This is a genomic window from Arthrobacter sp. ZGTC412, from assembly GCF_002929215.1.
Lineage (GTDB): Bacteria > Actinomycetota > Actinomycetes > Actinomycetales > Micrococcaceae > Arthrobacter.
This window is the reverse complement of the sequence record NZ_PJII01000024.1, coordinates 41,228-53,947: the sequence shown is the minus strand read 5'-3', so window position 1 is coordinate 53,947 and position 12,720 is coordinate 41,228. Positions and strand designations below refer to the sequence as shown.

Here is a 12,720-nt window from a genome sequence, read left to right as displayed (position 1 = left end):
AACCTGCACTTTAGAAAGAAGACGCACATGCTGCTCATCTCCTGCCCCAACTGCGGCTCGCGCGACGAGACCGAATTCCACTACGGCGGCCAGGCCCACGTGGCCTACCCGGAAAACCCCAGTGCGCTGAACGACCGCGAGTGGGCCGAGTTCCTCTTCTACCGGGACAACACAAAGGGCGCCTTCGCCGAGCGCTGGCTGCACAGCACCGGCTGCCGCCAGTGGTTCAACATGCTTCGCGACACGGTCACCTATGAGATCCAGGCCGTCTACCCGATGGGCTCGCCCCGGCCGGATACACCCGGCCCGGCACCGGAGTCCGGCACTGCCAGCACTGCCGCTGACAGCACCACCACCGGGACCGCGGCGCCGAAAATCTCAGGGACAAGCATCTCCGGTACGAGTACTTCTTCAACCAGCACCACCGCCCCGGAAGGAGCAACCAAGTGACTTCCCAGAACACCCGCCTCACCGCCGGCGGACGCATCGACCGCACCATCTCCTGGCGTTTCACCCTGGACGGTGAGGAGTTCACGGGCCATCCCGGCGACACCCTCGCCTCGGCCCTGCTCGCCAACGGCCGCATCGCCGCCGGCAACTCACTATACGAGAACCGGCCCCGCGGCATCCTGTCCGCCGGGGTGGAGGAATCCAACGCTTTGGTCCGCGTTGAGCCGCGCTTCCCCGGCCACGTAGCCGAGTCCATGCTTCCCGCCACCACGGTCACCTTGGTGGACGGCCTCAAAGCGGAGTATTTGGAGGGCCTGGGCAAGCTGGACCCGGCGGATGACCGTGCCGAGTACGACAAGAAGTACGTCCACACCGACGTCCTGGTGGTCGGCGGCGGCCCCGCCGGCCTGGCCGCCGCCCGCGAAGCCGTTCGCTCCGGCGCCCGCGTGATGCTGCTGGACGACCAGCCCGAATTGGGCGGATCGCTCCTGTCCGGTTCCACCGCGGCTGAACTCGCCGAGACCATTGAAGGCAAGCCGGCCTTGGAGTGGGTGGCGGACGTCGAAGCGGAGCTCGTTTCCGGCTCTGAATCCACCGTCCTGAACCGCACCACGGCTTTTGGCGCGTACGACGCGAACTACGTCATCGCCGTCCAAAACCGCACTGACCACCTGTCGTCCCCGGCCGCGTCCGGTGTGTCCCGGCAGCGTATTTGGCACATCCGTGCCAACCAGGTGGTACTGGCCCCCGGCGCGCACGAACGTCCCTTGGTGTTCGAGAACAACGACCGCCCCGGCATCATGCTCGCCTCCGCTGTCCGCAGCTACCTCAACCGCTACGCCGTCGCCGCCGGGCAGCGTGTGGCCATCAGCACCACCAACGACAGCGCCTACGCCCTGGCCGCGGACCTGCGCGCCGCCGGCGTTAAGGTCGCCGCAGTGGTGGACGCCCGTCCGCAGCTCACCGCCGTGGCTGCTGCCGCCGTCGAAGCCGGCACCCGGGTGCTGATCGGCAGCGCGGTGGTCAACACCTCCTCCTCCGGAGAAGGCACAGCCGACGGCCGCCTGGACGGTGTCACTGTCCGCAGCATTAACGACGACGGCGAACTCACCTCGGGCATCGAAAAGATCGCCTGCGACCTGCTGGCTGTGTCCGGCGGCTGGAGCCCGCTGGTGCACCTGCACTCCCAGCGGCAGGGCAAGCTGCGCTGGGATGACGAGCTGGCCGCCTTTGTGCCGAGCACTGCGGTTCCCAACCAGCAGACCATCGGCTCGGGCCGCGGCAGCTTCGAACTCCAGGACTGCGTCGCGGAAGGCGTCGCGGCCGGCGCCTCCGCGGTAATCGCAGCCGGCTTCAGCACCAGCACAAAGCCCGCACCGTTGACTGATCCCAAGGCCTCCGCACCCACCCGCCAGCTGTGGCTGGTGCCGGGCGAGACCGGAACCCCGGATGACTGGCACCACCACTTCGTGGACTTCCAGCGCGACCAGTCTGTGGCTGACGTGCTGCGCTCCACCGGCGCCGGCATGCGGTCCGTGGAGCACATCAAGCGCTACACCTCCATCAGCACCGCGAACGACCAGGGCAAGACCTCGGGCGTCAACGCGATCGGCGTTATCGCCGCAGCACTCCGGACCGCCGGTGAGGCGTCCCGCGGCATAGGCGACATCGGGACCACCACCTACCGCGCCCCGTTCACCCCCGTAGCGTTTGCCGCCCTCGCCGGCCGCCAGCGCGGGGAGCTGTTCGACCCCGCCCGCGTCACCTCGATCCACCCGTGGCATGTTGCCAAGGGCGCCCTGTTCGAGGACGTCGGGCAGTGGAAGCGGCCCTGGTACTACCCGCAGGACGGGGAGGACATGGACGAGGCCGTGCTGCGTGAATGCGCCGCCGTCCGCGACTCCGTTGGCTTTATGGACGCCACTACCCTGGGCAAGATCGAGATCCGGGGCAAGGACGCCGGTGAGTTCCTGAACCGGATCTACACCAACGCGTTCAAGAAGCTAGCCCCGGGTTCCGCCCGCTACGGCGTCATGTGCATGGCTGACGGCATGATTTTCGACGACGGCGTTACCCTGCGCCTGGATGAAGAGACCTACTTCATGACCACCACCACCGGCGGCGCCGCCAAGGTGCTGGACTGGCTGGAGGAATGGCTGCAGACCGAGTGGCCGGAGCTGGACGTGCACTGCACCTCGGTGACAGAGCAGTGGAGCACCATTGCCGTCGTCGGGCCCAAATCCCGCGCGGTCCTCGCGAAGGTGGCACCGGAGCTGGCCGCCAACGGCGGGCTGGAAGCAGAAGCCTTCCCGTTCATGACCTTCCGCGAAACCACCCTTGCCTCCGGCGTCCGCGCCCGGGTCTGCCGGATCTCCTTCTCCGGTGAACTGGCGTACGAGATCAACGTGCCGTCCTGGTACGGGCTGAACACCTGGGAGTCGGTGGCAGCCGCCGGCGCCGAATTCAACATCACCCCCTACGGCACGGAAACCATGCACGTGCTCCGCGCTGAAAAGGGCTACCCGATCGTCGGCCAGGACACCGACGGCACAGTCACCCCGCAGGACGCCGGGATGGAGTGGGTCGTCTCCAAGGCCAAGGACTTCATCGGCAAGCGTTCCTACTCCCGGGCCGACGGCCAGCGCGAGGACCGCAAGCACCTGGTGAGCGTGCTGCCGGTGGACGGTACGCTGCGCCTGCCGGAAGGCACCCAGCTCGTTGAAAAGGGACGCTCCACCAACCCTGCCTACGGGCCGGTCCCCATGGAAGGCTTCGTTACCTCCAGCTACCACAGCGCAGCGCTGGGGAGGTCGTTCGGCCTGGCATTGATCAAGAACGGCCGCAACCGCATCGGCGAGACCCTGGTGGCTGCTGCAGGCGACCAGCTCGTGGACGTCGTCGTCGCCGAAACTGTACTTTTTGACCCCGAAGGGACCCGCAAAGATGGCTGAAACAGCAGCACCCGCAACCACCCGACAGAAGGACCTCTCCCTGCGCGTCAGCCCCGCCGCCCAGCTCCGGGCCGCGTTTGAAACCGACTCCGTCCGCGGCCTGGTGGAACTTAGCGAAGTACCCTTCCTGACCATGGTGGGCCTTCGAGTCAACCGAAACAGTGACGCCGGGCAGCGCGTCGCTTCCGTCACCGGTGGCCTGCCCGCAGGGTGCGGCGGCGTGGCCGGCCCCGGCAGCACGTCCGTCCTGTGGCTCGGTCCCGAAGAGTTCCTTGTGGTAGCCCCGACCGAGGCGCACGAATCCCTCGGCGGCGACCTGATCCAGGCACTCCGCGAGGCTCTGGCAGACGGCGAAGGCCAAGTGGTGGACCTTTCCGCCAACCGCACCACGTTCGAACTCACCGGGCCGCGGTCCCGGGCAGTCCTGGAAAAGGGCTGCTCGCTGGACCTGCACCCGCGGGTCCTCAAGGCCGGCACTGCCCTGTCCACGGAGATCGGGAACATCCCCGTAGTCCTGTGGAAGACGGGTGAGGATACCTTCCGGATCTTCCCCCGCGCGTCGTTCGCTGATTTCCTGGGCCGCTGGCTGCTTGACGCGATGCGGGAGTACGCCTCCCCCGAGGTCCCCTAAATGGCCCTCAGCGTCCTGGACCTGTTCTCCGTTGGCATCGGGCCGTCGTCGTCACACACGGTTGGCCCGATGCGGGCAGCAAAGCTGTTCGCCGACGGACTCAAAGGCGACGGACACCTGAGCTCCACCAGGCGGGTCCAGGCCGAGCTGTTCGGTTCGCTGGGCGCCACCGGACGGGGCCACGGCTCGGACAAAGCCGTGGTCCTGGGTTTCAAGGGGCTGGACCCCGAAACCGTGGACACCTTCACCGCCGATGACCAGGTGGCCGCCGCCGCCTTGGATGCCGAGCTTTGGGTGGGCGGCGACCACCGGGTGGAATTCAACTGGGACGAGGACGTGGTGCTGCACCGGCGCAAGGCCCTTCCGGCGCACCCGAACGGCATGACGTTCAGGGCGCTGGACCATGCTGGCGCCGTGCTCAGCGAACGGAGCTTCTATTCGATTGGGGGCGGCTTCGTGGTTGACGGGGACGCCGACGCCGGCGACCGCGTGGTGGCCGATTCCACCGTCCTCCCCTACCCGTTCAGCACTGCGGACGAACTCCTCGCGATTTGCGAACGCGAAGGCATGTCCATCTCGGATGTGATGCTCGCCAACGAGCTGGTGTGGCGGACGGAGGCGGAGCTGCGGGAGAAACTGCTGGGGCTGTGGGCGGTGATGCGCGAATGCGTGGATAACGGCTGCGCCGCGGAAGGCATCCTTCCCGGCGGGCTCAACGTTAGGCGGCGGGCGCCGTCGTTATTCCAGACCCTGACGGCGGACACCGGGGTGACCGACCCGCTGCGGGCGATGGAGTGGGTGAACCTGTTCGCGCTGGCCGTGAACGAGGAAAACGCGGCTGGCGGACGCATCGTCACGGCACCCACCAACGGCGCCGCGGGCATCGTCCCGGCCGTGCTGCACTACTACATGAAGTTTGTGCCAGGCGCGAACGACGACGGTGTGGTCCGCTTCCTGCTGGCTGCTGGCGCCGTCGGAATTCTGTTCAAGATCAATGCCTCCATCTCCGGCGCCGAAGTGGGCTGCCAGGGTGAGGTGGGGTCCGCCTGCTCCATGGCCGCCGCCGGGCTCTGCGAAGTGCTTGCTGGAACCCCTGCACAGGTGGAAAACGCCGCCGAGGTGGGCATCGAACACAATCTGGGCTTGACGTGTGACCCGGTGGGCGGGCTGGTGCAAATCCCCTGCATCGAGCGCAACGCCATTGCCAGCGTCAAGGCCATCAACGCCGCCCGCCTTGCCCTGCACGGCGACGGCAGCCACAAGGTATCCCTCGACAAAGCCATCAAAACGATGCGCGAAACAGGAGCCGACATGAAAACCAAGTACAAGGAAACCTCCCGCGGAGGCCTTGCCGTCAACGTAATCGAGTGCTGAATCATGACTGCCATTGAGACTGAAACTTCCTTTCCCGCGCCGGTGACGACAGTGGAGCATGTCCTCACTTTGGACTGCCGCGAGTCGCCGGGCATCGTCCACGCCGTCTCCGGCTTCCTGCTGGAGCACGGCTGCGACATCATCGACAACCAGCAGTTCGGCGAACGTTCCGAGGGGCACTTCTTTATGCGGGTGCATTTCGCGTCCGACGGCGATGCCTCCACCGCGGACACGCTGCGGGCCGCTTTCGGTCCCGTTGCTGAAAAGTTTGGAATGCGCTGGCGGCTGGAGCTGAACGGTTCCAAGCGGCGGGTGCTGATCATGGTGTCCAAGTTCGGGCACTGCCTCAACGACCTGCTGTTCCGTGCCCGCATCGGTGAGCTGCCGGTGGACGTGGTGGCCGTGGTGTCCAACCACACGGACCACCAGGCACTGGTGGAATGGCACCGGATCCCGTTCTTCCATGTCCCCGTCACTGCCGCTACCAAGTCGGAGGCGGAGGCGCGGCTGCTGGAACTCGTGGACGAGTACGACGTGGAACTCGTGGTGCTTGCCCGTTACATGCAGGTGCTCAGCGACAACCTGACCCGCAAGCTGGACGGGAAGGCGATCAACATCCACCACTCGTTCCTGCCCAGCTTCAAGGGTGCCAAGCCGTACCACCAGGCCTACGCCCGGGGCGTGAAGACTGTGGGCGCCACCGCGCACTACGTCAACAGCGAACTTGACGAGGGACCGATCATCTCGCAGCAGACCGTGGAGGTGGACCACACGTACGGGCCAGAGGACCTTGTGGCAGCCGGCCGCGACACCGAATGCAAGGCGCTGTCCAACGCTGTGCGCTGGCACTGCGAGGGCAGGGTCATCCTGCAAGGGAACCGCACCGTAGTGCTGCGGTAGCGACGCTCTCTCACTGCCTGCTCCATTTCCGCCAACCCTCTCTCACTTACTGCGGGTTTTCGGGCGGCCCTCTATCACTCAATGCGCATTTTTGTGACGCTCTCTCACTTTGGCGAGGGAGCGTCACGGCTTTAATAGCCCTTCTTCGCCATAGCGCACGGCCGCACCGACGCTAGTCACGGCTAGCAAAGCCCGACGCTTGGGGATGGTCAAGCCAGCCGTTCCGGAGCGCCCGTTTGATTCTTTCCACTGCTCGCCCAAAATCGTCAGCAAGATCGTCCCTGTCGAAAACAAGGACCGTCCAGCCGGCTGATTCGAAGGCTCTATCTCGTCTCCTGTCGCTGAGGCTCTGTGCGTCATCGAGGTGATGTTCGCCGTCGTACTGGATTGCAAGGCGGCGCGGACGGTAGCCGAGATCGGCCGACGGCGACCTCGCGTCTCCGGCGCGCAATGGCACCTGGAGTTCAGGCTCAGGTAAGTTCGCCCTGGCGATAGCCAGCCGGAGTTTCGATTCCGGCGCGGAGTCGGCACCCACACGCATCAGATCCAACGCTTCGCGGGCCCGGACGATGCCTTGGAGATTCGGGTGGCGGCCCACCAGGATGCGCAGCCCCGGCATGGTGGCATAGGGCTGCGTCCTGCTCTCGAAATCCACCCGCGGGATGCGGATCAGTTCGTCACCCATACTCACCAGATCATGGAGCGGCAGGACCCGTGCCAAATCGAGCCAAGTGCGTATACGAGTGCTCAAGCGGAGGCCGTCCACCAGTTCAATTTCATCTTCAAGGGCCAGGACGGTATGGCCGATCACGCCCTTCCGGCGGACCGATGGCAGCGAACGCGGCTTGCTGAGATGCAGCTCAGCGGAATCCGACAGCCACGGTGGCAGCAGCTGGCACCGAAGCCGGGCGGCGGTTACGTGCGAGATCCAGGCTCCGGGCGACGCAGCGGACAACGCTCGAGCGGCGCCTTCCAGATCAAAATCCCAGTCCGCCGGGCGGTAGAGACCGCGGCCCACGTTGATGACATCTTTGCGGCGCAGCCTGTTCAAGGTGACGCCGGAAGTCAGAGCTGCGTCGAAGGTGAAGGGAGCTGTCGCCAACGGCGGGGGCAGAAATTCTTGCTTTCGCATGCTGGCACTGTGCTCCGATACGGCAGGACGCTGCAGAAGTTATCCACAGGCAGCTGTTGGCGCTCCGGAGGTGAGAGAGCGTTCGCCCAAAACGTGCAATAACTGAGAGAGGGTGGCCCGAAAACCCGCGTTAAGTGAGAGAGCGTCGCCGGTATTTCTGCGGGAGGTGATGGATCGTTTGGGCTATTTGGGCTGTAGTACGGCCAGGCGGGTAGCCAGGTGCAGTGCGGGCAGCCTGCCGGTGCCGCGGGGGTCGCCGCCGCAAAGGGAGAAGATCCGCTGCAGCCGCTGGTGCATGGATTGCCGCTCCACATGAAGCTCCCTTGCAGCCTGGGCGGTGTTGCAGCCGGAGTCCAGCCAGACACGCAGCGTCTCAACCAGCTTGGACTGGCGTTGGGCGTCATGTTCGAGGACGGCGGCCAGCTGCTGGTTGACGAAGTCCCGGCGCAGGGCCTCGTCCATCGACTGAACCGCCAACCGTTCCACAGCGAAGGCCTGGGCATCCAGGACCCGCCCAGGTGCGGTTGCCCCCAAACGGGCCTGGCCGACGCCGGCAGCAAGTTCCAGCGTCAGCCTCGCCTCCGAGAGGGACCAAGGAGCCGAGGAGATACCCGAAGCAATCGGCCCGACGGCGCTCACTGTTCCCTCCGGCACCTCCAGCGACTGCAGGCCGTCCAGAATCTTCTGACGTTCATTCTGAGCATTTCCGGACCGAAGGACACCCAGGGCCAGGAGCTCCGCATTGTCCGCATAACTGGCGCCATGCTGCCCTCCTGGATCGAGCAAATGCTCCACATCTTTTCGGAGTTGCTTGGAAGCAGGGGAACGGACCACCACCGCCACCACCCCTGCCGTGACCGGAATTCCGGCGGCTGGCGCCAATTCCTGGAGCCGCCAGTTCTGCTTTCCGGAATCGATGGCCCGGATCAGGGCAGCGCCGGCCATCTCCTTCAAGCCCGGCGGCATCCGCTGTAACAGCGCCAGGGCCAGGATGTCCACGGATCGGCTCCCGGCAATCCGAGCGAGGTTCACATCAGCTTCCCCGCGGACGAACAGCGACAGCCGGGCGGACGGAATCCCCCGCACCGGAACCTCCACGTGGACGGGCGTCGAATGGTCCCCTGCGTCGTCAACGTTGAGCGGAGATTCACGCTTATCCAAGTGCCCATTGGGCTCGGCGCTGGCCAGGGTCACGCCGGCAGTGGACGTGAGCACCACCTCCGAACCCGTGGCCGCGGCAAGCACCTCAAGAATTCGGTCAAGACTGCCGCCGTGGGCGAGCTCCACCGCCATGGCATGGCTTGCCTGGTCGGCCTGCTGCAACTGGGCAGCGGACTGGCTGACGAGCTGTGAGTTGATCGCCTCCATGACCGTGACAAAAGGCACCACGCGGCGCAGTTCGATTAACGGAAGGCCGGCCTCCTCAGCAGCCGAAATCATTGAGGAAGGGATCGAAGGCAGCACGCTACCGGTTTCGACGGCGAGCGCCGCCACCCCACGTTCGGCCAGGTCCCGTACGTAGCCCGTGCGGCGCTCATCGGAAGCCAGCGCAAGGGCTTGGCCGCCCGTGAGAAGCAGCTCGCCGCCGCCCAGCAGCGACGCAATATCCAAAACTTCGCTGGAGTGGATCCAGCGAAGCTGGGTCTGTGAAACAACGACCGCCGCCGCGCGGACCACCGGGTCAGCAGCAGTGACGGTGGGATGGTTCAGGACATCCTCCAAACGAACAGGCATGACACTCCGTCAAGTAGAAGGGGAAAGCTCAAGACACATTGTAGATGGTGGATGTGCTCCCCGACACATAATCTTGAAGAACCCCCACCCCCTCAACGAAGAGGCCTCGATGCAACAACAACCCAAAAGCCCAGGAGTCGATCAGTCCGCCCATGCGGAAGACGTCGAAGCCTGGCTCCAGCCAATTCCCGAGTCCCAGCGCACACACAAAGTCTCAGGCCAGTTCTGGATCTGGGCCGGCGCCAACCTGGCACCGATCAACTGGGTACTGGGTGCCCTCGGAATCCATCTGGGGTTGGGGTTTGCAGACACCGTGACGGTCCTGGTGCTGGGCAACTTGATCGGCATGCTGCTCTTCGGCTGCTTCGTCCTGCTCGGCCAGAAGACCGGCGCCACCGGCATGGTGCTCGCCCGTGCCGCATTCGGCCGGCGCGGCAATTACCTCCCTGCAGCCATCCAGGCGCTCCTGGTGATCGGTTGGTGTGCCGTCAACACCTGGATCATCCTTGACCTGGTCATGGCACTGTTTGGAACCCTCGGCTGGGTTGATCCCACAGCCCACAACTATGGCTGGAAGATTGCGGTAGCCACGGGAATCATGGCCGCGCAGGTGGCCATCGCATGGTTCGGTTACAAAGCAATCGCCGCCTTCGAAAAGTGGACCGTCCCGCCCACCATCGTCATCCTGGCCGTGATGTCCGCCGTGGCCTGGTTCGGGATGGACATCAACTGGTCCTACGCCGGCCCCGCAGGCAACATCCTGGAGGGCTCAGAGCGGATCGCCGCCATGAGCGCCGTGATGACCGCCATCGGCATTGGCTGGGGCATCACGTGGTTCACCTACGCCGCGGACTACTCCAGGTTCGTCAGCACCGAAGTCCCCAAGAAAAAGGTCTACCTCGCAAGTGTCCTCGGCCAGTTCATTCCCGTCGTCTGGCTCGGCGTCCTGGGCGCCAGCCTGGCGACGAACAGCGGCGAGATCGACCCCGGCAAGCTCATCGTCCAGAACTTCGGCGTCCTCGCGCTGCCCGTTCTCCTGATGGTGCTGCACGGCCCCATCGCCACCAACATCCTGAATATTTACACCTTCTCGGTAGCTACGCAGGCGCTGGACATCACCATCAGCCGCCGCAAGCTCAACCTGTTCGTCGGCGTCTTCTCGCTGGCCGCCGTCGTATTCTTCATCTTCCAGGAGGACTTTGCAGCAGTCCTCGACGCTTGGCTCATTGGCCTGGTGGCTTGGGTCGCTGCCTGGGGCGGCGTCATGCTGGTGCACTACTTCTGGATTGACAAGCGCTGGCCGGGCAACCCTGAGAGGCTGTTCGACGCCGTTGGCACCCGGCGCCTCCCCGGCGTCAACTGGGCGGGCGTCACCTCCCTCCTGGTAGGCATCTTCGCCACCTGGCTGTTTATGTACGGGCTCGTCCCCGCGATGCAGGGCCCCATCGCCGTGGCCCTGGGCGGTTGGGACCTGTCCTGGCTCGCCGGCGGCGTTGCCAGCGCCACCAGCTACGCCATTCTGGGCCCGAAGATGCACCGCAAATTCATCGATGCACCGGCGCCAGTTGCACACCAGCTCCCCAACGAACTGGCTAGCGCCTCCACTCCCGGCACGCAGCCGGCTCTCTGAACCGCCGCACTTTTGAACCGCCCCGTCACGACAGGACCCCAGCATGACTCTCGAAGCATTCCCCGACTCTGCCCACCCGATTAGCTGGCCCGAGGGCAAGCGCGCAGCAGCCTCCTTCACCTTCGACGTCGACGCCGAATCCTGCACCATTGCGCATGATCCCAAGAGCACGCAGCGGATGTCGCTGATGACCCACCAGTCGTACGGACCCAAGGTGGCAGTTCCCCGGTTGCTGCAGATCCTCCAGCGCCAGGACATCCGCGCCACGTTCTTCGTCCCTGGCTTCACGGCCGAGTGCTACCCGGACACCGTCCGGCGAATTGTGGACGCGGGACACGAGGTGGCCCACCACGGCTACCTGCACGAGCCCATGCAGGGCATCGACGCCGAAACGGAGGGCCGCTACATCGACCGTGGGCTGGAGGCGCTGGCCAAGGCCGCCGGGGTTGAACCGGTGGGCTACCGGGCGCCGTGGTGGGAACTCAACTGGCATTCGGCGGGCCTCCTCGCGGACCGCGGCTTCCTCTACGATTCGAGCCTGCTCGACGGCGATGCCCCGTACCGCTTCAGCGTCGCCCCGGGTGACAGCCGGGACATCGTGGAAATTCCGGTCGACTGGGCGTTGGACGACTGGGAGCAGTACGCGTTCTACCCCGGCGTGACGGGGAGCGGCGTGATCGAGAGCCCGGCGAAGGTCCTCGAAATGTGGACGCTCGAAGCGGAAGCACACCACGCCCAGGGCAGCTGTTTTGTCCTCACCAACCACCCGTTCATTTCCGGCCGGCCCTCCAAAGCAGTGGCGCTGGAGCGGCTCATTGAGCGGGTCAAGGCTATGGACGGCATGTGGGTGACCACAATGGAAGAGATCGCCGAGCATACCCGCAGGACGGCCCAGGAGGTTCACACCCACGCGCGGATCGAGGTGCCGTCCTTCCCTGACACAGGAGCACGGTTTACGCCGCCAGTGGTTCGGGAGTCCAGGCCTGCAGCTGCCGGGAGTTAAACGGCGCTGCAAAAGTGGAGTGGTACTGCGCCCCTTAGCGGGCGCGCTACCGCTCCACTTTTGGTTAACCCACAGCTGCCGCCCGCGCCGACGTCCACCCCTGGGCGCGAAGCTTCTCGATGCCGTCCAGCAGCAGGTCCAGCGCAAACTCGAATTCAAACTGGTCATCGCAGCCCTGCCCCACCACTCCGTCCTCGTCGTGAGCGGAAGCCATGGCAATCTGGAGGACGTTCGGATAGCGCGTGGCCATCTCCTGGAACATCGCCTGCTGTGTGGCCTCGTCCAACGCCTGCACTGGCCCGCTGTCCTGGCCGGCCGGCTCGTCGAACAGTTCCTGGGTGAAGCCCCACATCCGGCTGCCGATGGCGTGCATCACGTGATGCGTCAGGTCAACGGAGAAGCCGCCGTCGAGGAAGATGCCGATAAAGGAGTCCATGTACCCGAGGACGCCGGGAGTTTTGTTGGTACGCGTTTCAAGGACCTGACGGGCCCATTGATGCCGGAGAAGCACGCTCCTTGCCGAAAGAATCCGGCGCCGGACAACATCTTTCCAGTCCGGGCCAGCGGCCGGCGGATCGATCTCGGTGATGATCACGTCGATCATGGCATCAAGAAGTTCATCCTTGTTGGCCACGTGCTTGTAAAGCGCCATAGGCACCACATCGAGCTCCTGGGCCAGCCTGCGCATGCTCAGCGGCGCGATGCCGATATCGTCAGCCAGCGCGACGGCCGCCCGCAGCACCTTCTCGCGGTTGAGGCGTACCCGCTGCGCCGAGACCTGCCTGTCCATTAGAAATGCTCCTGCCCAAAATCGTCGCATTGCCCCTTGACCAGTGTACGGCGTACACCTACATTTGGTCCTAGAAGGTGTACGCCGTACACCTCGGCAGGATGAGGCGCTAACGGGAGCCATCT

10 protein-coding genes are annotated in these 12,720 nt (G+C 65.2%); 7 read left to right on the top strand and 3 right to left on the bottom strand.

The window, feature by feature from the left end; all coding sequences use genetic code 11:
* Positions 1 to 27: 27 nt before the first annotated feature.
* The 5 genes from CXQ88_RS19640 to purU are packed head-to-tail and all read left to right on the top strand — an operon-like array spanning position 28 to position 6,306.
* On the top strand, positions 28 to 450 hold the full coding sequence (locus tag CXQ88_RS19640) for a sarcosine oxidase subunit delta (RefSeq protein ID WP_104045797.1): 423 nt from the start codon (positions 28 to 30) through the stop codon (positions 448 to 450).
* Positions 447 to 3,401, top strand: coding sequence for a sarcosine oxidase subunit alpha family protein (locus CXQ88_RS19635; RefSeq protein WP_104045796.1), 2,955 nt, complete (start codon positions 447 to 449; stop codon positions 3,399 to 3,401). The genes CXQ88_RS19640 and CXQ88_RS19635 overlap by 4 nt, the downstream gene beginning before the upstream one ends.
* Positions 3,394 to 4,032, top strand: coding sequence for a sarcosine oxidase subunit gamma (locus tag CXQ88_RS19630; protein ID WP_104045795.1), 639 nt, complete (start codon positions 3,394 to 3,396; stop codon positions 4,030 to 4,032). Before CXQ88_RS19635 ends, CXQ88_RS19630 begins: the two co-directional genes overlap by 8 nt.
* Positions 4,033 to 5,406: an L-serine ammonia-lyase gene (locus CXQ88_RS19625; protein ID WP_104045794.1), complete on the top strand. Its 1,374-nt coding sequence runs from the start codon at positions 4,033 to 4,035 to the stop codon at positions 5,404 to 5,406.
* Between the two features lie 3 nt (positions 5,407 to 5,409).
* Positions 5,410 to 6,306, top strand: coding sequence for a formyltetrahydrofolate deformylase (gene purU, locus CXQ88_RS19620; RefSeq protein WP_104045793.1), 897 nt, complete (start codon positions 5,410 to 5,412; stop codon positions 6,304 to 6,306).
* 172 nt (positions 6,307 to 6,478) lie between these two features.
* Here the strand turns inward: purU and CXQ88_RS19615 are convergent, their stop codons facing one another.
* Complete coding sequence (locus tag CXQ88_RS19615) at positions 6,479 to 7,438, bottom strand: DUF559 domain-containing protein (protein ID WP_104045792.1); 960 nt, start codon at positions 7,436 to 7,438, stop codon at positions 6,479 to 6,481.
* Between the two features lie 183 nt (positions 7,439 to 7,621).
* Positions 7,622 to 9,172 carry a PucR family transcriptional regulator gene (locus tag CXQ88_RS19610; RefSeq protein WP_104045791.1) on the bottom strand — a complete coding sequence of 517 codons (1,551 nt, stop codon included), beginning with the start codon at positions 9,170 to 9,172 and terminating at the stop codon, positions 7,622 to 7,624.
* 109 nt (positions 9,173 to 9,281) lie between these two features.
* Here CXQ88_RS19610 and CXQ88_RS19605 point away from each other — a divergent pair, with 109 nt between their 5' ends.
* Positions 9,282 to 10,802, top strand: coding sequence for a purine-cytosine permease family protein (locus CXQ88_RS19605; protein ID WP_104045790.1), 1,521 nt, complete (start codon positions 9,282 to 9,284; stop codon positions 10,800 to 10,802).
* Positions 10,803 to 10,845: 43 nt separating this feature from the next.
* Positions 10,846 to 11,805, top strand: a complete 960-nt coding sequence (locus CXQ88_RS19600; protein ID WP_104045789.1) for a polysaccharide deacetylase family protein — start codon at positions 10,846 to 10,848, stop codon at positions 11,803 to 11,805.
* A 64-nt stretch (positions 11,806 to 11,869) separates the two neighbouring features.
* On the opposite strand, the gene CXQ88_RS19595 is transcribed toward CXQ88_RS19600, so the two are convergent.
* Positions 11,870 to 12,595, bottom strand: coding sequence for a TetR/AcrR family transcriptional regulator C-terminal domain-containing protein (locus tag CXQ88_RS19595; RefSeq protein WP_104045788.1), 726 nt, complete (start codon positions 12,593 to 12,595; stop codon positions 11,870 to 11,872).
* Between the last annotated feature and the right edge of the window lie 125 nt (positions 12,596 to 12,720).

Coding starts and splice junctions, on each gene's coding strand:
- CXQ88_RS19640 (WP_104045797.1), top strand. CDS start 28: ATGCTGCTCATCTCCTGCCCCAACTGCGGCTCGCGCGACGAGACCGAA.
- CXQ88_RS19630 (WP_104045795.1), top strand. CDS start 3,394: ATGGCTGAAACAGCAGCACCCGCAACCACCCGACAGAAGGACCTCTCC.
- CXQ88_RS19625 (WP_104045794.1), top strand. CDS start 4,033: ATGGCCCTCAGCGTCCTGGACCTGTTCTCCGTTGGCATCGGGCCGTCG.
- purU (WP_104045793.1), top strand. CDS start 5,410: ATGACTGCCATTGAGACTGAAACTTCCTTTCCCGCGCCGGTGACGACA.
- CXQ88_RS19615 (WP_104045792.1), bottom strand. CDS start 7,438: ATGCGAAAGCAAGAATTTCTGCCCCCGCCGTTGGCGACAGCTCCCTTC.
- CXQ88_RS19610 (WP_104045791.1), bottom strand. CDS start 9,172: ATGCCTGTTCGTTTGGAGGATGTCCTGAACCATCCCACCGTCACTGCT.
- CXQ88_RS19605 (WP_104045790.1), top strand. CDS start 9,282: ATGCAACAACAACCCAAAAGCCCAGGAGTCGATCAGTCCGCCCATGCG.
- CXQ88_RS19600 (WP_104045789.1), top strand. CDS start 10,846: ATGACTCTCGAAGCATTCCCCGACTCTGCCCACCCGATTAGCTGGCCC.
- CXQ88_RS19595 (WP_104045788.1), bottom strand. CDS start 12,595: ATGGACAGGCAGGTCTCGGCGCAGCGGGTACGCCTCAACCGCGAGAAG.